A 17,311-nucleotide genomic window follows, 5' to 3' on the forward strand; every position below is an offset into this window, starting at 1 on the left:
AGATTCAAAAATGATGAAATTCATTGCAATAATCATCACAGGTTTGGTTTTTTCAACATCGGCCTTGGCTTCAGGCGGACATCATCATAAGGGCCGAGGTAAAGGATATAGCAAACACTATTACCAACCGAAGCATAGAGCTAAACGATACCGGCCGGTTGAACGCGTTTATTATCGCGAAGAGGTCCATCACTATCCGCAAAGAGTCACTGTTTACGAGACAGTGCCTCGTTATATACCGGCACCTGCCTATGTACCGGCTCCACGCTATAGCCGCTATGATCAAAGATCCACTCAAGGTCTGGTAGGCGGCGCTGTAGGTAGCATGTTAGGGTATGAGATCGGCAGAGGCGATCCGATTGCATCGGGCATCGGTGCGGCGGCCGGCTCATTGCTCGGCAACGAATTGGGCCGTAGATAACGATTGTAATTAAATCGTTGCGGATTGCTATACGCCAAGAATAGAATGCCGATTTTTAACCTTACAGGTGTTTTATATGTCAGATTCAATTTGGTTTAGAACCGGCGAAGCCACTGTATTTTCCAGCGAAGGGCAAGGCACGGATGCCATGCCTGAAATTCTTATCGGCAGCGTTAAAGGGCCTGCAGGCCACGCATTTGCCAATTTAATGGGGCAAACCGAAGGGCATACTCGGATGTTTGCAATACGGGCCTGTAACCAACAAGTGCGTCCTGCTACCATCATGGTACCTAAAGTTACGATAAAGTCGACCGACTATGTGAATCTATTCGGCGGCCCCGTTCAATCGGCAGTCGCCGATGCAGTACTGGACAGTGTAATCGACGGCGTGATTCCGGCCGACCAGGCCAATGAAATTTGCATCATCGCAATGATATGGATAGCACCTGAATGCGCAACCGATCCAAACCTTGATCGCAAAGATTTGTATCGAACCAATTATGAAGCGATGAAGTTAGCTATTCAGCGCGCAATGTCTCAATCGCCGAGTATCGAGGATCTGATTGCCAACCGTCATAAAATCGTACATGAGATGTACGACCCGGAAACCGGCAAGTCACAATGGTAACTAGATACTGTTAGGCTATAGCTCATAAAAAAGTTAATTAACCACCAGGGGAACACATTGGGGTTCTTGGTGGTTAATTGTCGCCATCAATCGCTAAATCTTAACAAGTATTCAATAATAATCCATAGTAAAACTATGACAATTATTACCATATTTTCACAATTATTTTTCTTCAGATTAGTCAATAACATTTCTTTTTTCTTTTGAAACCAATTTCGATTTTCCAGACTCAATTTTAAGGGCTCCAGTACTTTTGTTGGGTCGAGTTTACGTGTGTCATTTACGTCTATCAACGTTTTCTAAAAACAAAAAACGGCGTCCAGCCAGCCGGATGCCAAAACGGCTAAAATTAAGTTCATAATTACAGCGCATAAAAGCATTTACCGTCTGTCATACGAACGACATGCGTCAAAGTGGCCGACCCTCATGACTGCGGTTAAGCGTTGCTTGCCTATCAGCGTTTCGAAGTTTGCCACGGGGCGAGCGCTTGCAAGTCCTTCAATTTTTGGAATCGTTCAATCGTGCCGCGAAACAGGTCGGGCTGAGTTACAAGGGCGCGTGGGAAATTCTGGAGCGCCAACAATCTTTCGCCACGGCTACTGGTAACGACTACAATCGGCGGTAAGCATGGTGGCGGCAGTGTTTTGACCGACGCCGGCAAAACCTGTTGAAACTGTTGGCCAAGCTGCGTAAGGAGCACGATGGATTTTTAGATCGCATCAGTCAGGAGTTGATTAACCATAACGAGTTCAATTGTTTAATCAGGAGAACGTTTATGAAAGCTAGTGCTCGTAATCAATTTTTCGGAACCGTCAGCGAAATTCACGAAGGCGATATCAATGTCGAAGTTGTCATTTAATTTAAGGGTGGGGACACGTTGGTTGCCGCGATAATCCAAGAGTCGATAAAAAACCTGGGGTGGCCGAGGTCGTGGCATTGATCAAGGCGCCGCAGGTTCCGATCGTGACCGATTTGGGGCCGTTCCGAATCAATTGTCGGGAACGGTGTCGCGTTTGCAGAAATGCGTGGTGAATACCGAGGTAGTTTTGCTGCCTGGCGGTTGCATCTTGATTGATGACGAATAAAGGTGCGGGGACTGCCGGCAATCCCCGCGCCGAGATATCAAAACAATTGCCTTTATGGTTCCGGTTTGTGCGGGTCGATTAACCGAAATAGAACGTAAATGGGTATCGGCGGAGTAGGGTTGTCGTTCGTTACCGATTAGTTTTCGTCGTGTCTTGCCGATCGATGGACAAATCCTCTGACCAACAGCCGATAGGTCTTCCTAGGGTTAGCGTTTCGTCTTCGAAGCGGACCAGAAATACTTGCCTTTGCGGCTCCTCTCCGATGTGGCCTTTCATAACAATGACTCCGCGCGAACCTGCCGGAGCCAATAGTTCACCCTCACTGCAATCGGGCATCGATCCGTCATCGGTGATGGCTTTTGCCGAGTAAACTACATCGCCGATGTCGAGCTCATTTATATTCATTAATTTCTCCTGTTGAAATTTTGTAGCAAATGCAACAAAACATTTACGAATGTCGTGGATCGCGCCCGCAGTCCTGTCCTCTAATTTCAGATAGCCTTCATATTATCAGACACTTGAAAACCTGATTCCGGTCTGGCATGGGCGTTGCTATATAGATTTACAAAATCAATGCCAAACCGTTCAGGAGACTCAATCATGATTACGTTAACCGAAGGCGCCGTCAAAGCGGTGAGCCGATTCATCAGCAGTTCCGACAAGCCGACCGGCGGACTGCGCATCGAAGTGACCGACGGCGGCTGTTCCGGCTTGTCCTACGGATTACGTTTAGAGGCAAAAGAAAGTCAGGACGACACCGTGATCGATTGCGGCGAAGTCAAGGTTTTCGTCGATCCGCTCAGTCTGCCCAAACTGGACGGCATGTCAATCGACTTTGTCGATAGTCTGGACGGCTCCGGCTTCAAATTCACCAATCCGAACGCAGTGAAAAGCTGCGCGTGCGGCTCGTCGTTTACTACCGGCGATAACGGCGGTACGCCTAAAACCTGCTCTTGAAACGCGGAGAATAACGTCATGTGGGATTATTCAGAAAAAGTCAAAGACCATTTTTTCAATCCGAAAAATGCCGGCGCCGTGGCAGGTGCGAATGCGATCGGCGAAGTCGGCTCGATCAGTTGCGGCGATGCGTTGCGGCTGACCTTGAAAGTCAACGAAGATACCGAGGTGATCGAAGACGCGGGATTTCAAACCTTCGGCTGCGGTTCGGCGATCGCCTCGTCGTCGGTGCTGACCGAAATCATCAAAGGTATGACGCTCGATGATGCTTTGAAAGTCAGCAATCAGGACATTGCGAACGAGTTGGACGGGCTGCCCCCGGAAAAGATGCATTGTTCGGTGATGGGCCGAGAAGCCTTGCAGGCCGCCGTCGCGAATTACCGCGGCGAGGAATGGCAGGATGACCACGAAGAAGGCGCGTTGATTTGCAAATGCTTCGCGATCGACGCGGTGATGATCGAGGAAATGGTTTGGGCGAACAAACTCCGCACGGTCGAGGACGTCACCAACTTCACGAAGGCGGGCGGCGGCTGCGCGGCTTGTCATGAAGACATCGAAGGCATACTCGAGCGGGTCATGAAGGAACGCGGCGAGACCTTCGACCCGAATGCCGCGCCGATCGAAGCCGTCGTCATGGAGAAAAAGCCGCTGACCAACTTGCAGCGCATCAAGAAAATTGAGGAAGTGCTCGAATCGCTGCGTCCGCAATTGATGGCCGACGGCGGCGACGTCGAGTTGGTCGAAGTCGTCGACAACACCGCCTATGTCAACATGACCGGCGCATGCAGCGCCTGCCAGATGGCCGCGATGACGATCGCCGGCATACAACAGCGTTTGATGGAGGTCTTGGGCGAGTTCATCCGCGTGATTCCTGCCTCGCAAATGCCCAAGGTCGCCGTCGCGGCGGGAGGCTGATCATGAGCGACATTTACCTCGACAATAACGCCACGACCAAGGTCGACCCGCTCGTCGTCGACGCGATGCTACCGTTTTTTACCGAACAGTTCGGCAATCCGTCGTCGATTCACAAATTCGCCGACGGTGTCGCGAAGGCGCTCAAGAAAGCGCGGCAACAGGTGCAGGAATTGATCGGCGCCGAGCACGATTCGGAGATCATATTCACGTCGTGCGGCACCGAGTCGGACTCGACCGCGATCTTGTCGGCGATCAAGGCTCAGCCGAACAAGAAGGAAATCATCACGACGACGGTCGAGCACCCGGCGGTACTGAGTCTTTGCGAATATCTCGAAAAGGAAGGCTATACGATACACCGACTGCCGGTCGATAAATGCGGTCGCTTGAACCTCGACGCCTACAGGAAAATGCTGTCCGACCAGGTCGCGATCGTGTCGGTGATGTGGGCGAACAACGAGACCGGCACGATCTTTCCGGTTGTCGAAATGGCCGAAATGGCAAATGCGGCCGGCGTGATGTTTCATACCGACGCGGTGCAGGCGGTCGGCAAGATTCCGATGATGCTGCAGGATACCAAGATCGACATGCTGTCGATTTCCGGGCACAAGCTGCATGCGCCGAAAGGCATCGGCGTGTTGTACCTGCGGCGAGGCACGCGCTACCGGCCGCTGCTTCGAGGAGGTCACCAGGAGCGCGGCCGCCGGGCCGGCACCGAAAACTCAGCCTCTATCGTCGGTTTGGGTAAGGCCTGCGAATTGGCCCTGGAATACATGGAATATGAAAATATCCAGGTCAAGGCGATGCGCGACCGCTTGGAGCGAGGCATCGTCGAACAGATTCCGCATTGCTTCATTACCGGCGATTTGAGCAATCGTCTGCCGAACACGACCGACATCGCGTTCGAATACATCGAGGGCGAGGCGATCTTGATGTTGCTGAACAAGGCCGGTATCGCCGCGTCGAGCGGTTCGGCCTGCACCTCGGGCTCCCTGGAGCCGTCGCATGTGATGCGCGCGATGGATATTCCGTACACCGCCGCGCACGGTACGATCCGCTTTTCGTTTTCGCGCTACAACACGATGCATGAGGTCGAGGAGGTCTTGAGAGTCATGCCGGGCATCGTCGCGACTTTAAGGAAACTGTCGCCGTACTGGGACGGCAACGGTCCGGTCGCGAATCCCGAGCAGGCGTTTCAGCCGACTTATGCTTAAAAACGCGGCATTCGACTGCCTTGCATCTCGATGAAATTCCCCTCTGTATCCACAAGACTGAAGTGTCTCGGAAAATAAGAGAAACTTCAGTCTTGGGATTTCCTTACATAATTTCAATTCTCAAACTATCATTCGCCCTAAATTTGTCGAAGGCCGTTCTATCCGGAATAGAATAATTCACGGTAACTATCCGAAGTAAATTTGACTACGTCAGCCGACACACAAATTCGCCGAATAGATACTTCTACTTTGTCAGATTCTCGTCATTCCGGCAGGGATTGCCGGAATCCAGGCCCAAGGATGGGGGAAACTTGCCATCCATGACACTGGATGCCGCTCTTGTGCCCTTTGGGTATCCCGGAGAGTATGACGGCTTTTTCTTAAATCTGACAAAGTAGAATTACTATTCACGCAGAGACTTTAATTAGTAAATAGGTACCGGTAGTCGCTGACAATGTTCCCGTTGACTTTTGATTGCGACCGGCGGATTCATCATATTTGCTGTTCTCGCGCTTTAAGTCTCGGTGCGATTAAATAATATCAAAGCAAGATATACCTTTCGCACTTCGATATTCGGCAGAGGCCGCGACAACCTCCGAACAGGCGCGCCTATGCCGAATTTTGATGAGCGAAGAGGGGAGATCAGGTCCTCAAGTTTCCCGTAGTTCTCTATGGTGTATTAGGGCTACGGGAGGTTATTCGTGGACCGATTCGTATCATGTGTAAGCAGTTAAGACGTTAATTAATCGAGGATTACCGTATGCCGCAACTGTTATTGACCGTAATATTTATCGCGATATGGCTGCCGGCCGTCGTTTTTACCGCCGGGAATCAATCCACGACACCGCCCATTCGTGAAACTTATACGCTGAAGGGACCTTTTCATTGGCGTTATGAAAAACGCGATATCGTCATGTTCAATTCCCGTCCCGAGTTTTTGTTGTATGGTAGCGCCAACACCAAGAATGGCCCGAAGCCTGCGATATTACGTGCCGGCGTGCTTGAATGGAGCCTGTCCGGAATCCGGAGCAACAAAAAAAAGCGAATTTATCATACCGGCCGAGACGAGATGCCGTTCGTCAGTGAATGGGGGCTGGAGCACGATGCAGGGTTGACCTATCGCATCGGCAATTTCCGGTTTAACGGAATATTCATTTTTGCGCTATTTTTCAGTCTGACCTTGCCGATACTGTTTATTTTGTTGCTGATATCCGACAAAGTATCGATTGAATCGCCTGAAATCAGAAAACAAAGAAATCTGGATTTCGTCTCACTGGTCAAGTCGATAGAAAGTCGCGCGGGCTCCGATCCTAAATGGCTGAAGCGCAAGACGCTTATCTTGGCGGTTCTTGGATACTTTGTCGTCGTCGGTAGTATCTTTTTGATGATACCGGTCGGAATCGGCATACTCGCCAGCGCATTCGTATTGGCAGGATTTACGGGTTCCAATGCCCTCGGCGCCAAAATCGCGTTCTTGCTCGCATTGATCCCCATCGGCTTTGCGTGGCATCTTGGAAAATCGCTGTTAATGCCGGGCTATCGATACAGCGGCATCGAACTGAAACGCAAGGAATGTCCGGCGCTGTTCGCCTATTTGGACAAAATTCGCAAGAAAACCAAGGGTCCTAATTTTTCCAGAGTTTTCATCGATTCGAATCTCAACGCTTCGGTTTCGAGAAATGGCGGGCTATTGGGTTTTTTCGGCATGGGTCCGGTGGTGCTGACGCTAGGCCTGCCATTGATGCAGTCGCTGAATCATAAACAGCTTGCCGGTGTCATCGGTCATGAATACGGTCATGTCGCGGCCAAGGACAATGCGCTGGGTCAATGGATCTATCGAATTCGCAACAGTTGGTTGGTGCTGGGCGAACGGTTGAGATTCGATCCGCTCTGGTACGCATTGAGATTGAACCGATTTTACGATTGGTTCATCGCGGCTTTCAGCGCGCACAGTTTTGCGCTGTCCAGATACTGCGAATACGAGGCGGACGCCTTTTCGGCCCGCATGGTCGGAAAGGAGGCGATGGCCGAATCATTGTCGGCTATCGCCGTTTACGGCAATCAATTCGACTCCGTGTTCTGGAGAAAGATTTGGGATAAAAGTCATCACGAAGACGATATTCAATCCGTTAGACCTTATGCCGATGTTCCGCAGTTTTTTGCTTCGGTTGAAAACGTTTCCGAAGCGGCGGAATTTGCATTGAAGGAAAAAACCAATTACTCGGCGACCCATCCGGCGATATCCGACCGCTTGGCGGCATTGTCGGCGTCATTCAAGGCTCCGCAAGCGCCGGCAGAATCCGCAGCTACCAGATTGCTCGGTGCGATGGAGGCCAAGCTGATCTGCCGATTCAACGACGAGTGGCAAGTCGAGGCGCAGGAAAATTGGCAAGTCAGCCATAATGAATTTCGTTCATGGTCGGAAAAATACCAAGAGCTTCGGGATAAAGCAATACAAGATTTGAACGATGTCGAGTTGAACGAGCTGATTACAGCGGCTAACCGTTTGAACGACTATGCGCTTTTTAATAGCGCGAACCGGGAACTGTTGCGCCGCTATCCTGAAAACTCAAGCGCCGCAATCAATTGTTTCTGGTATCGGTTGATCATTGAAAAAGATGAAAGCCAGCTGGTGGATATTGAGAAATGGATGGAAAAATTCCCCGAATATTTGCCCAATCTGTGCCGCTACGCGATCGAGTTTTATAACGATACAGGGCGTGAGCAAGAAGCCGAGCCATTTTACGAGCGCTTGGAAAATTGGGAATATCTGCGTAATTCCGCGCAGGAAGAGAGATCGCTGATTCTGGAATCCGACGAATTCATTCCTCACGGCCTAGACCCCGACATAGTCGCCGATTTTGTCGGCTATTTCGATCGGCACCCAGTCATTGCGAAGGTGTATCTGGTGCAAAAATCGGTCAAATACATGCCGGAATATCCTTGCTATGTGATCGCTTACCGAACCCAACCGAAATTTTGGCAGACGCAGGCAAAAGTCGACGAACAAGTTTCATCGTTCATCGATAACTCCGGTTTGTCGCAAGACTATATGTTTATCTCCGCCGATTCGGTGAAAGGATTGGAATCCAAGCTGAAAAAAGTCGAAGGTTCCGATGTTTATCGCAGAAAATAACCTAGCGATCATGAAGATACTCATCACCCAGGATAATGGAAGAACTCGGAGTGGTGAGGGTGCGGATATTCGCCAAACAATCGGTAACCGGCGCCTTTTGTAGTGAGCGTAGCGAACGAAAAATGCGTCCGTGTTTACGGCCTTGCTATGCATTTTTATCTACTAGCCGACCCGTTACATATTTATGTAGGACACTAGACATTAATGTTTGATATGGCAAACCTTCAATCAGAGCTTTTTCCTGCAACAACTCTAAATCCAATTCTGAGATTCGAATATTTACCCGCTTGTCTTTCCTGAAGGTGTTTTTTGCTGCTGCCTTATATTTATTAATTTCATCAGGGCTTGCAACTGAAACCCACTCATCAGCTTCATAAGACTTAAGTAGTTCCTTCTCTTCCCGGGATAACTTATTCATCATTCACCTCGATATATTTCTTTGTGGCCTTCCTGCTTGGAATGATGGTTTTCAGGAAGAACTCTGTTTCGTTTTCAACGAATGGCACAAGGTAGGCATAGTTTTCGATGTTGACTATGAACATACGCTGCTTCGGATATTTTGCAGGATTCGGGGGCTTCACCACATCCAAAAGCCCTTCATTCTCAATGTGATAGATAACTCTCTCGAACGATATACCCCGTTCCCGAATTAGCTGCTCATTCTTCTCTGAGTTCCATGCGAAGTGACTCATGCTTAAAATTTAGCACAACGTGTGCCTATTGCAATCATTTTGTTGCATAACGTAAAGCTCAGCCGGCGAGTAACCGCGTAGCGGTTGCGCGGTCGGCTGGAGCGCCTTGTTGTGGGCATCAGCTGACTTCAACAAATGTGACCTCAAAACGATCCTTTCCTTGAGCAGCCTGATACAGCTGAACGAAATGGCCGCGCTTTTCGAGCCATTTCTTTATTAGAGCCTTCTGCTCCTCTTCCATCCTGAGTCCGAACGTAACGCTCTTTAGAAATTCTGAAGGATACTCTCGGAGTCCGGGGCCAGTATCATGGTCAATGATTCTCCACTCTTTCTCGTACGACCAATCAGTGAACTTGGTAAGAAAGGTTAGCGCCACCTTATCTTCGTTTGGTGTATTATAGAAGCTGATCTCCGGGTAAGCATCAGAGTAAGAAACACGCTGAGAAGTACCGAAAACCGGTGTGTAATCGGTTGCTTCAAACTCCAAGCAGTACCCTCTATGATCTGCTGCATAGTGTGACCACATCAGGATACTGTCCTTTCGTTCCGTGAGGCAGTACAGACCAACCTTGTGCCTATATGCGTGAATTAGATCGCCCTTCAAAGCCTCCCAGGTGGCAGGATTTCGGTGCCGGCCCTGTAAATAGATGGCAGTTGCTTCGGTAACTGCTGAGTCATGGGTGATGCTGGGGTCATTTTGTCGAAGAGCCCGGATTAGCTGAGCCATGATTTTGTCTGGCTCGCGCGTAAAAACAAACGACGGCGTGCATTCAAAGGGATCATTAAGAGAGGCAGCGGACGCCTGCCAGATTGTAGGGCTCGAAAACAGCTGCTCGCTATACTCATTTATGCAGCCGTACTTATAAAGTCGTTCGATGATCATTGGCGCTATCGTGATGCCCAATGTCTAAACTCAATGGCGCAAATGAAGCGCAGCGAAATTTGCGCCCAGTGGAGTGCCTTGTTAGCCACTGAATTGCAACTCGTAATGCGGACACTTCTCCACACCTGGGTCATATGACACAAGTAAGAATGCTCTTGTTAAATACTCAGGCCTCTCAAACTGATGACCATCTAAATATGTCTCTACTGTTGAGCGATCTAGCATAGGTTCATCGGTGAATATAACCACGTAATAGCCTCCATCATAAGGCGGCTCTTTTAATTCCGGAAATCTCGAATCTTTCCGACAAAGCAATTTTTCTAAAGAACTTATGAATTTGGCTTTGTCCCAGTCCGCCCATTCATAGACCGCACCTGATTTGTAGGCTTGGATTGCTTTTCCATCAACAAGCTCAGTAACTTCAATTGCTATTCGCTTGCCTTCGGTATCAAGCGCTTCACAATCAGGCGGATCATTAGGCCGGCCACGCCTCTTTAAGGAGGAGAATAAGCTTTTGCCTTCGGACTCTAGTGATTCGGAAAGACTTGTAACTACTCCCCACTCTTCAATGTCACGATCTGAGCCCCAGCCAAAAAAGTCGGCGTAACCTCGGGCTCTATTCCTCGCTTCCCGCATCAAATGCAATATTTCTTTTTCTTCGTCGGTCGTCATGTTTTGTGGCTAACGTAAAGCTAAGGGGCGCGTAGCGAAGCGGAGCGTCCCTTTGAGCGCAATGTTATGCCATCGTCCATCCATTTTTTGCTCTTCCTCTACAAAACCATTTATTTGCTCTTTGATTAATCGGAGTGAGGTACTCATTGATTTCATTACATGCCTTGCGCAATAAATCGTTATCCACCGTTTGAGCAGATGGGTGCGGCATTTGTATCCATTGCAATTCCGGGTTGTTTTTCCGTACAGTATCCCTCAAGGTTTCTGAGAATAGCTCGAAAGCGCTATTACCGAGCAACACCGCTATATGAGGACGTAATCCAACTTTTTCGTCTTTTGAAGTGAAGTATTCAATAAGTTCAAGCCTGTTTGAATTAATGTAATCGGCAATTTCACTTTTTGTCGATTTAGGACCGCCAGAAGTCGCTTTTAAGTCCAGAAAGCGGAAATGATTAAAGTTTGATGGCGATTCGGCACCAAGAATACCGTCCAGAATCAGTTTGCATCGGTTATAAAAGCGCCTATTTGAGTGGTAGTTGTTTGATTCAGCCGTTCTGAACCATTCACCCATATCTCTGCCAGGATTTGGATTATTACCATTTGGCTCTGGTGCGACAAATAGAATTCTCGAATCCGATTTGTTCCACTCTTGTAGGTTGAAAGGTGTAAATTCCCATTTCATAGAGGCATTTTTTCTTATTTATGCATAACGCTTCGCATCACCGGCAGCAAAAAGCAGAGCGACGAAGGAACGGCGCTTTTTGCTGTCCGCTTGCATGCGATTGTTAGATTTTTCATTCTTCGGTTTCATTGCTATTTTCTGGAAGAAAGAGCACCGGTTCGCCCACCTGTTCTAGGTATTCAATGCTTGATGCCGAATCAAGTATTTGCTGTCTAGCTGCTGCTTGAGTCTGGGCATCTTCAGTTACTTCCTCTTCTTCATCTTGAGCTTGCTCGGAAACCCTAAGCTCAATATTGAAACCACGATCTATCCTATTGGCAATTTTGTTCAGTGAGCGCCGCACTTCGATTGAAACCTCGTTTTTTCTGGCGGGGTCAAGGTGGTCACCATATTTTTCCATGAGTTCATTCGCGAGCTCATCTAGTTTTGGACTCACAATCGATGCTGCATACTCTTCGATTCCTGTGAGCTTGTCTTCGGGAACCTCCTGTGCGACGAGGTCTTTCTTGAGCTTTTTAATTTCTAATAGCTGCTTATATAGGGCAACGATTCTCTCAACTGCAATTGCAATACATGCACCGATTTCAGGTATGTAATCTAAAAATACAGACAGCTCGCTGGAAGATATTTGGCGAATTTCTAGGGGCTCACGTTTCCCTGTGGCAAGTTCAGAAAAAACAAGAAGTGATTTTTCAATCTCAATTAATTCAGCACCAAATGCCTTTAAATTGTCTTTCACATATGCACGAGGAATAATAATCCCCACTTCGCACTCATTTGTTTCTAATTCGTCTTCGCCAACTCCAAAGTACTCAAGCCCACTAACTAGGCCTGTTAATTGAGTTTCAGTGCCGCTCAGGTCTTCGTGGAGCTTTTTCATTTCTTCTAGTGCAGTTTGCGGGGTAATTTGATTTCGCTCAAAAATACCTCTTACTCTTGCCTCGAGTTTCTCACCAAACTCTTCTGAAACACTCAGCTCCTCCATTGCATCCCGCCAAGCAGGGCTAAAATCATCAACTGGCGAATCTTCCAGTTTTTTATATAAATTTGTTAAGTGATTAGACAGTTGTTGCTGATGGTTTGGTTGTTGGGGCTGATTAATTTGATTTTGCAATGCCTGCATAGCCTGATTTACAAGCGATACTGACCCAACGCGCACCATTTCCTTTTTAAGTGCTTTAGCAATAATGTGTAGTTTTGTCGTATTCATAATTAAAATCTAACACCCCTGAAAATCTAACGCTCGGGTTAAGGCGTGGCGGCGCGTCAGCGCCGACGTCGCCTGGAACCCTTTGTTAGCGCGATGTGGTTTGATTTTCGACATAGGCCTCAAAGCCAGAACCGAATTTCGTGTCGTTCTTGATGGACGCCCATGCCTGTTTGAATGCAGACTTGGAAAACGCCACCTCCATTCCACCTTTCCATATTGACCATAGATCGTTATCTATGAACTTCTTTTCATGGAGCGTGAACTCTTCAAAGCAGAGATCAAAGTAAGCGCGCATGTATCGCATGGTTTTGTTCTTGATCTCAGGCGACAAGGCATCGAACGAAAAACTCTGTTCGTTTATGTTCTCCGGAAAATTGAGAATAATCTCTTGGTACCTATTGGTGTACTCGATGAAGTTCTGAAGTTTGACCTGCTTCCGTGTTGCATAGGACTGGTAGATAAGCCCTGCTATCGCGACAAGGGCCGCAAATGTGGAAATGAGATTTCCAACACCCCCAGAATCCAAGCCCTTCACCCATTCGTAGATTGCTGTGCACATGTTTGTTGTCCTTGAGCGCTAACGCCAAATTCAGTGGCCGCTGGCAAATGTCCGATGAACTCTGCAAGTACACTGAACTTTGATATAAAACGACCTTTGAAAGCACGCTGTGCTGCCAGCGGTCGATTGGAATTTTTTGTTATGCTTTCGGGTTAACATCTGGTATGTTTTCGCCTCTAGCAAGTAATGAATCTCCCATTGATTTATGCCAAAAAATACCACTTGATTTTAAGTGATAATTTTCATCTCTAAACCACCCAATATATAAAATAATAACGATGAGTGCTGCCATTGAATCTAGCACGTTATTTAAACTGGCAAGAGAATAATTTTTTATACGATTATGTTTGATACTCGTAAACGCATCCCACCACTCTAATTTTGAACCATTTCCCCATTCTTTAAATGGAATTCTACTTTCATTGATACGAGTAATTTCAACTTCATTTTCACCAATATTAGGAAATAGTTCCAATAGGTTTTGTTTTATTTCTCCGATATTTCCAACTTTTGCACTAGGACGGTGATATTTAATTAATGCTTTTGAAAGGGATTCAAACTCAATAGATACTGAATTAAGTAAAGATGTGAATTTAGCACCATAACACTTTAAATTATCATTTTCAGGCTCAATATAATTGAATGAATCTTCGAGTTCTTTTTCTAAAGAAATAAAATAATGCATTTCTTTCATTTATAAACACTTCCTTGAAGCATAACGATGCAAATAACCGGACGTGAAAAGCACGTAGCGGTTTTTGCGGTCCGAGTTAATTTGCCTGGTTATGTGATTCACTCATTTTCCCACTGCGACAGATCATCTACAGGCTTCGGTAACCTTTCTTCTAGCCATTTTGCGCAAGTTCCAGGACGAAACTTTGAATCATGGCATTCGATTACCCAAGACAAATATTCTTCAGGGCCCCCATTCATATATGGTGGAGGTGATACTGGATGAAACGTGGTTGGTAAACGCTCTTCGATAGACAAATAATTTAAAACATGACCAAGTTCTTGAACTGCATGCCAAGCAAACTGATTGTTTATGTCAATCTCAAATTTGACCCACCAACGCCCATCTTCTTCCGCACCTTTACCAATTGTGCCAGTAATTGCCGGCACCTTTGATAAAAAGTCGATTAACGATGTAAATGTCCTATCATCCATCTCTTTTATTCACATAATCGCGGCGCTCACCAGCGGAGTAGGCGGCAAGCTGTAAGCTTGACGGCTGCGCAGTCTGGTGAAGTGCCTTGTTCCGGCGCAAGGCGACGGGACAAGGCCGAACGAAGTGAGCGCCGCGATTCCCGGCGGCGAAGCCGCCGGGAACGCCGCAAATCACCGGAGACAAAAAGCAAAGCGAAGCGGCGCGTTTTGGCGTCCGAGTGGATTTGCCTTGTTATGTTTAAATTAGCTTCCACTTTTTCTCGAGAGTGGCAATTTCATCAAGCAACTTTGGCGCGAAGTTGTTTGCCCCGCCGCCACGTCCACCCATTTGAATATGAATTGTGTCGCTCTCAATTTGCATTCTTACACGTTCGGAAAGGTGTGGGCGCAATCTTGCATATTCCGGTGTTTCTCTGAACTCTTGGCTTGATATCTCCGAGGCAATTAAGGTTCTGCACGATTCGATAAACTTCCGTCGTGCACTTGCTCTTTCACGCGTTTCTTCAATCTTCCACTGCGCCCATGGAGCTACTAACGAGCCAACTATTCCTGCGCCTAATCCAGATGCCGCGGCAACAAGTATTGGTGTCCATTCGATTGCCATCTATTTTCTCTTAAACATAACGGGTCAGATAAGGAGCGCCCAAGCGCCTGCTTGATCTGATTGATGGCGTTGCGTTTGATACTGTATGTCGTTTTGACATGCTCAAGCTCCTTATCTGACCCGATGGCTCCGCGAAGCGGAGCCATCAAGTCATTGTCCCGACCGGGCTAACATACGGCTTTTCCTACTCAATTGTCAATAATGCAGCTTCAACGCTTGATTTTCTAAAAGGTATAGCCTGCATTTATTCATGACAAACCGATCGGGATAATTCCAAAGCCATGTTTTGAATAACCAACTCAAACGACAGTTAAACATCTAAATTTGGGAGTAGATGCGGGTATCATTTTTCCGGAGCAATCAATCGTTCCAGTAAGAACGCATCGTCGAAATGTCTTCGGCCGACGAACGCGATCGCATGGCTGCCCCATTGGCGCATTGCTCCGGGACTCTCCACGCCGAAAGGCCATAACAGGAATCTTTCGGCTCTTCGGCTGACCTCGATAATGCCCTCGGGCCCGAATAGATTGCGCCGTTCGCCGTTGCCGATAGGCAGCGATCGCAAGCTGTCGTAAGGTTTGGTGCGATACGGCGTGGCGTTAGCGGCATCGGCTACCGATACTTGCTGCAGATAATGCGTTCTGTTCGACAAGCGTAACAGCAAGCGTGTTTCGTAGGGATTAACCGATATTCGTTTCGGCGATAACACGGCTTCCGTTCCGTCTGCGTTTGGCAATGCGATGAAACCTTTTACCGGAAATAGTTTGTAATAACAGCCGCAGGCATGGATGCTGTCGTAGGCGATCGGTAAGCCCTTGCTATTCAATGTGACGCGCCAAATCACGCTGTCCAACTCGCCTCCGTAAAGATCGAACGTCCCCGTTTTTTCGCGCGCCGGCATCCAGACTTGATAAATCAACTGCAACAAAATTTCGCCGTGAAAACGCGTAAAGGCTTGTTTGACGTAGACCGTCGGTTTTTCGGTGTCGATCGACGGTTTGCCGTCCGCATCGAGCGTCACGGTACCGATTAGATCGGTTTCGTTGCTCGTGTCGATTTCCCAGACCGGTGCGAATTGCGCGAACAGGATGTCAAGTAGCCCGGTTTCGAACAGCGGAATTTGCAGCGGGTTGCGGTAGGCTTTGGCGAATCTATCGGCTGCTTCTTGCCGGGTCATCGACGCAGTTTGGGGCGGCGCGTAGCGGATCGGTTTGCCGGATACCGGAATTTGCTCGATCGGCAGTTGAAAGGGGGTGTTTAATTCACTGTGCAAGTCGTCGAGTGCAATCTCGGCGAACCAGCGCAGCAGCGGGTAGGCTCCGGCAACTCGTTGCCAAGTTCGGTAATGGTCGGGCACCGCGACTCGATCGGCTAATTCGGTTTTGTATCCGGTTTTTTTAAAAGAATCCGAACCGACCAGTGCGAGGCCGCATTCGTTGAGTCTTTGCCGAAACGACGAACCCGCCGGCAAGCGGGAAGTTATGCCGGCGGCTGCGTCTTGCGGCAAATTCGCGAATTCCGTCAGCCTCCCGTTCTCATCCAGTTGCCGCATTTGTTCGAGCCACTGCGCGTAAGCCGAATCGGACATTGACGCACCGGCAAATGAAGCAAAAAAACGATTGCCGCGAAGATAGGGAAAGCCGGGGATCCGCATTTCGCCGGTATCCTCGGTGCTATTTGCGAAAACGGCATCATCGAGGTCTCGATAAAATTGCAAACAAGTCGCTTGCTGTCCGCCCTGCGGAGCAATCAAAACGGCGTCGGTCGAAACACAGCCCGTGATGAATAGACATATCAATAAGGCGCTTCTCATCGCGTGCATCGTGGCAATCCTTGGGGAGAACGGGCATGACAGGTCGTCATTGTATTCAATTTTCCCAGTCAGCCTGTGCATTGGCAGCGGTGAGTATTAAGACAGGGCGCTTTTTGTGCGATGAAAGATCGGTAAACGGAAAGGGGAGTAAAACGATTTCAGACGGCTGGGACATCGTTCCACACCTCGTCTTCATCGTTGTCCCAATCGTCGAGCGAGCGGGTCTGAGCATTAATCAAGTTTTGCCACTCGGCTTGTGCTTCGCGTTGGCGCAGGAATAGCGCAAAGTCTAAAATTTCCTGTACGAGGGGTTCCGGCATGGGTTTGATGGTTTGAAAAACCTGTTCGGCAAGATCCATATTGGCTCACTCTTAATTTAATCGGTAGTTACCGGAATATTAGCAAATCGAACTTAACCTAGCCAATATTGCCGGTTTGTTTCAATCATACGTTTACTTAGCGGGGCGGGTTATTCAACCCGCTCCAAACGTTTTAGATAAGCTTGGGACATGGTCGAAACATTGATGACGAGGTTGTAATTCCCGTCACGCTCAAGGTTTGTTCGAATCTTCCTTTTACGATTGTAGCGTTTGCGACAATGCATCATTCCGATGCCGTTATGTCTTGTCGTAACCCTACCGAATCGCTCTGCAAGTCACTGTTTTTCATAGACTGA

The 17,311-nt window shown here is 48.2% G+C and carries 21 protein-coding genes; 8 read left to right on the forward strand and 13 right to left on the reverse strand.

What is annotated here, in order from left to right; translation table 11 throughout:
- Positions 1-10 precede the first annotated feature (10 nt).
- From ACINK7_RS10530 to ACINK7_RS10545, 4 genes are all read left to right on the forward strand, one after another.
- Positions 11-421, forward strand: a complete 411-nt coding sequence (locus ACINK7_RS10530; RefSeq protein WP_404361302.1) for a hypothetical protein — start codon at positions 11-13, stop codon at positions 419-421.
- Positions 422-497: 76 nt separating this feature from the next.
- Positions 498-1,049, forward strand: coding sequence for a formaldehyde-activating enzyme (fae, locus tag ACINK7_RS10535; RefSeq protein ID WP_404361303.1), 552 nt, complete (start codon positions 498-500; stop codon positions 1,047-1,049).
- A gap of 487 nt (positions 1,050-1,536) precedes the next feature.
- On the forward strand, positions 1,537-1,674 hold the full coding sequence (locus ACINK7_RS10540) for a hypothetical protein (RefSeq protein ID WP_404361304.1): 138 nt from the start codon (positions 1,537-1,539) through the stop codon (positions 1,672-1,674).
- A gap of 42 nt (positions 1,675-1,716) precedes the next feature.
- Complete coding sequence (locus tag ACINK7_RS10545) at positions 1,717-1,908, forward strand: hypothetical protein (protein WP_404361305.1); 192 nt, start codon at positions 1,717-1,719, stop codon at positions 1,906-1,908.
- Between the two features lie 355 nt (positions 1,909-2,263).
- On the opposite strand, the gene ACINK7_RS10550 is transcribed toward ACINK7_RS10545, so the two are convergent.
- Positions 2,264-2,539 (reverse strand): nitrogen fixation protein NifZ, encoded by a 276-nt coding sequence (locus tag ACINK7_RS10550; protein ID WP_404361306.1) that lies wholly within the window; start codon positions 2,537-2,539, stop codon positions 2,264-2,266.
- Positions 2,540-2,734: 195 nt separating this feature from the next.
- Here ACINK7_RS10550 and ACINK7_RS10555 point away from each other — a divergent pair, with 195 nt between their 5' ends.
- The 4 genes from ACINK7_RS10555 to ACINK7_RS10570 all read left to right on the forward strand — a co-directional run bounded on the left by ACINK7_RS10555 (position 2,735) and on the right by ACINK7_RS10570 (position 8,353).
- Positions 2,735-3,091, forward strand: a complete 357-nt coding sequence (locus ACINK7_RS10555; protein WP_404361307.1) for a HesB/IscA family protein — start codon at positions 2,735-2,737, stop codon at positions 3,089-3,091.
- 18 nt (positions 3,092-3,109) lie between these two features.
- Positions 3,110-4,006: a Fe-S cluster assembly protein NifU gene (nifU, locus tag ACINK7_RS10560; RefSeq protein ID WP_404361308.1), complete on the forward strand. Its 897-nt coding sequence runs from the start codon at positions 3,110-3,112 to the stop codon at positions 4,004-4,006.
- Positions 4,007-4,008: 2 nt separating this feature from the next.
- Positions 4,009-5,217: a cysteine desulfurase NifS gene (nifS, locus tag ACINK7_RS10565; RefSeq protein ID WP_404361309.1), complete on the forward strand. Its 1,209-nt coding sequence runs from the start codon at positions 4,009-4,011 to the stop codon at positions 5,215-5,217.
- A gap of 760 nt (positions 5,218-5,977) precedes the next feature.
- Positions 5,978-8,353, forward strand: coding sequence for a M48 family metallopeptidase (locus ACINK7_RS10570; RefSeq protein ID WP_404361310.1), 2,376 nt, complete (start codon positions 5,978-5,980; stop codon positions 8,351-8,353).
- A gap of 145 nt (positions 8,354-8,498) precedes the next feature.
- Here ACINK7_RS10570 and ACINK7_RS10575 read toward each other — a convergent pair whose 3' ends face one another.
- From ACINK7_RS10575 to ACINK7_RS10630, 12 genes are all read right to left on the reverse strand, one after another.
- Complete coding sequence (locus ACINK7_RS10575; RefSeq protein ID WP_404361311.1) at positions 8,499-8,774, reverse strand: antitoxin; 276 nt, start codon at positions 8,772-8,774, stop codon at positions 8,499-8,501.
- A complete protein-coding gene (locus ACINK7_RS10580; RefSeq protein WP_404361312.1) occupies positions 8,764-9,045 on the reverse strand; it encodes a BrnT family toxin in 282 nt (93 codons plus the stop codon). Before ACINK7_RS10580 ends, ACINK7_RS10575 begins: the two co-directional genes overlap by 11 nt.
- 118 nt (positions 9,046-9,163) lie before the next feature.
- On the reverse strand, positions 9,164-9,928 hold the full coding sequence (locus ACINK7_RS10585; protein ID WP_404361313.1) for a DUF2971 domain-containing protein: 765 nt from the start codon (positions 9,926-9,928) through the stop codon (positions 9,164-9,166).
- Between the two features lie 81 nt (positions 9,929-10,009).
- Positions 10,010-10,600 (reverse strand): hypothetical protein, encoded by a 591-nt coding sequence (locus ACINK7_RS10590; protein ID WP_404361314.1) that lies wholly within the window; start codon positions 10,598-10,600, stop codon positions 10,010-10,012.
- A 64-nt stretch (positions 10,601-10,664) separates the two neighbouring features.
- Complete coding sequence (locus tag ACINK7_RS10595; protein ID WP_404361315.1) at positions 10,665-11,282, reverse strand: hypothetical protein; 618 nt, start codon at positions 11,280-11,282, stop codon at positions 10,665-10,667.
- Between the two features lie 112 nt (positions 11,283-11,394).
- Positions 11,395-12,492 carry a hypothetical protein gene (locus tag ACINK7_RS10600; protein WP_404361316.1) on the reverse strand — a complete coding sequence of 366 codons (1,098 nt, stop codon included), beginning with the start codon at positions 12,490-12,492 and terminating at the stop codon, positions 11,395-11,397.
- 85 nt (positions 12,493-12,577) lie between these two features.
- Positions 12,578-13,051 carry a hypothetical protein gene (locus tag ACINK7_RS10605; protein WP_404361317.1) on the reverse strand — a complete coding sequence of 158 codons (474 nt, stop codon included), beginning with the start codon at positions 13,049-13,051 and terminating at the stop codon, positions 12,578-12,580.
- Between the two features lie 139 nt (positions 13,052-13,190).
- Positions 13,191-13,745, reverse strand: a complete 555-nt coding sequence (locus ACINK7_RS10610) for a hypothetical protein (RefSeq protein ID WP_404361318.1) — start codon at positions 13,743-13,745, stop codon at positions 13,191-13,193.
- Positions 13,746-13,843: 98 nt separating this feature from the next.
- Positions 13,844-14,218 carry a hypothetical protein gene (locus tag ACINK7_RS10615; protein WP_404361319.1) on the reverse strand — a complete coding sequence of 125 codons (375 nt, stop codon included), beginning with the start codon at positions 14,216-14,218 and terminating at the stop codon, positions 13,844-13,846.
- 238 nt (positions 14,219-14,456) lie between these two features.
- Positions 14,457-14,822, reverse strand: a complete 366-nt coding sequence (locus tag ACINK7_RS10620) for a hypothetical protein (protein WP_404361320.1) — start codon at positions 14,820-14,822, stop codon at positions 14,457-14,459.
- A gap of 343 nt (positions 14,823-15,165) precedes the next feature.
- Positions 15,166-16,644 (reverse strand): hypothetical protein, encoded by a 1,479-nt coding sequence (locus ACINK7_RS10625; protein WP_404361321.1) that lies wholly within the window; start codon positions 16,642-16,644, stop codon positions 15,166-15,168.
- Between the two features lie 149 nt (positions 16,645-16,793).
- Positions 16,794-16,994 carry a DUF2281 domain-containing protein gene (locus tag ACINK7_RS10630; RefSeq protein WP_404361322.1) on the reverse strand — a complete coding sequence of 67 codons (201 nt, stop codon included), beginning with the start codon at positions 16,992-16,994 and terminating at the stop codon, positions 16,794-16,796.
- Positions 16,995-17,311 lie beyond the last annotated feature (317 nt).

Origin of the sequence: Methylotuvimicrobium sp. KM1 (assembly GCF_044788715.1) — a bacterium.
Lineage (GTDB): Bacteria > Pseudomonadota > Gammaproteobacteria > Methylococcales > Methylomonadaceae > Methylotuvimicrobium.

Coding starts and splice junctions, on each gene's coding strand:
- ACINK7_RS10530 (WP_404361302.1), top strand. CDS start 11: ATGATGAAATTCATTGCAATAATCATCACAGGTTTGGTTTTTTCAACA.
- fae (WP_404361303.1), top strand. CDS start 498: ATGTCAGATTCAATTTGGTTTAGAACCGGCGAAGCCACTGTATTTTCC.
- ACINK7_RS10550 (WP_404361306.1), bottom strand. CDS start 2,539: ATGAATATAAATGAGCTCGACATCGGCGATGTAGTTTACTCGGCAAAA.
- ACINK7_RS10555 (WP_404361307.1), top strand. CDS start 2,735: ATGATTACGTTAACCGAAGGCGCCGTCAAAGCGGTGAGCCGATTCATC.
- nifU (WP_404361308.1), top strand. CDS start 3,110: ATGTGGGATTATTCAGAAAAAGTCAAAGACCATTTTTTCAATCCGAAA.
- nifS (WP_404361309.1), top strand. CDS start 4,009: ATGAGCGACATTTACCTCGACAATAACGCCACGACCAAGGTCGACCCG.
- ACINK7_RS10570 (WP_404361310.1), top strand. CDS start 5,978: ATGCCGCAACTGTTATTGACCGTAATATTTATCGCGATATGGCTGCCG.
- ACINK7_RS10575 (WP_404361311.1), bottom strand. CDS start 8,774: ATGATGAATAAGTTATCCCGGGAAGAGAAGGAACTACTTAAGTCTTAT.
- ACINK7_RS10580 (WP_404361312.1), bottom strand. CDS start 9,045: ATGAGTCACTTCGCATGGAACTCAGAGAAGAATGAGCAGCTAATTCGG.
- ACINK7_RS10585 (WP_404361313.1), bottom strand. CDS start 9,928: ATGATCATCGAACGACTTTATAAGTACGGCTGCATAAATGAGTATAGC.
- ACINK7_RS10590 (WP_404361314.1), bottom strand. CDS start 10,600: ATGACGACCGACGAAGAAAAAGAAATATTGCATTTGATGCGGGAAGCG.
- ACINK7_RS10595 (WP_404361315.1), bottom strand. CDS start 11,282: ATGAAATGGGAATTTACACCTTTCAACCTACAAGAGTGGAACAAATCG.
- ACINK7_RS10600 (WP_404361316.1), bottom strand. CDS start 12,492: ATGAATACGACAAAACTACACATTATTGCTAAAGCACTTAAAAAGGAA.
- ACINK7_RS10605 (WP_404361317.1), bottom strand. CDS start 13,051: ATGTGCACAGCAATCTACGAATGGGTGAAGGGCTTGGATTCTGGGGGT.
- ACINK7_RS10610 (WP_404361318.1), bottom strand. CDS start 13,745: ATGAAAGAAATGCATTATTTTATTTCTTTAGAAAAAGAACTCGAAGAT.
- ACINK7_RS10615 (WP_404361319.1), bottom strand. CDS start 14,218: ATGGATGATAGGACATTTACATCGTTAATCGACTTTTTATCAAAGGTG.
- ACINK7_RS10620 (WP_404361320.1), bottom strand. CDS start 14,822: ATGGCAATCGAATGGACACCAATACTTGTTGCCGCGGCATCTGGATTA.
- ACINK7_RS10625 (WP_404361321.1), bottom strand. CDS start 16,644: ATGCACGCGATGAGAAGCGCCTTATTGATATGTCTATTCATCACGGGC.
- ACINK7_RS10630 (WP_404361322.1), bottom strand. CDS start 16,994: ATGGATCTTGCCGAACAGGTTTTTCAAACCATCAAACCCATGCCGGAA.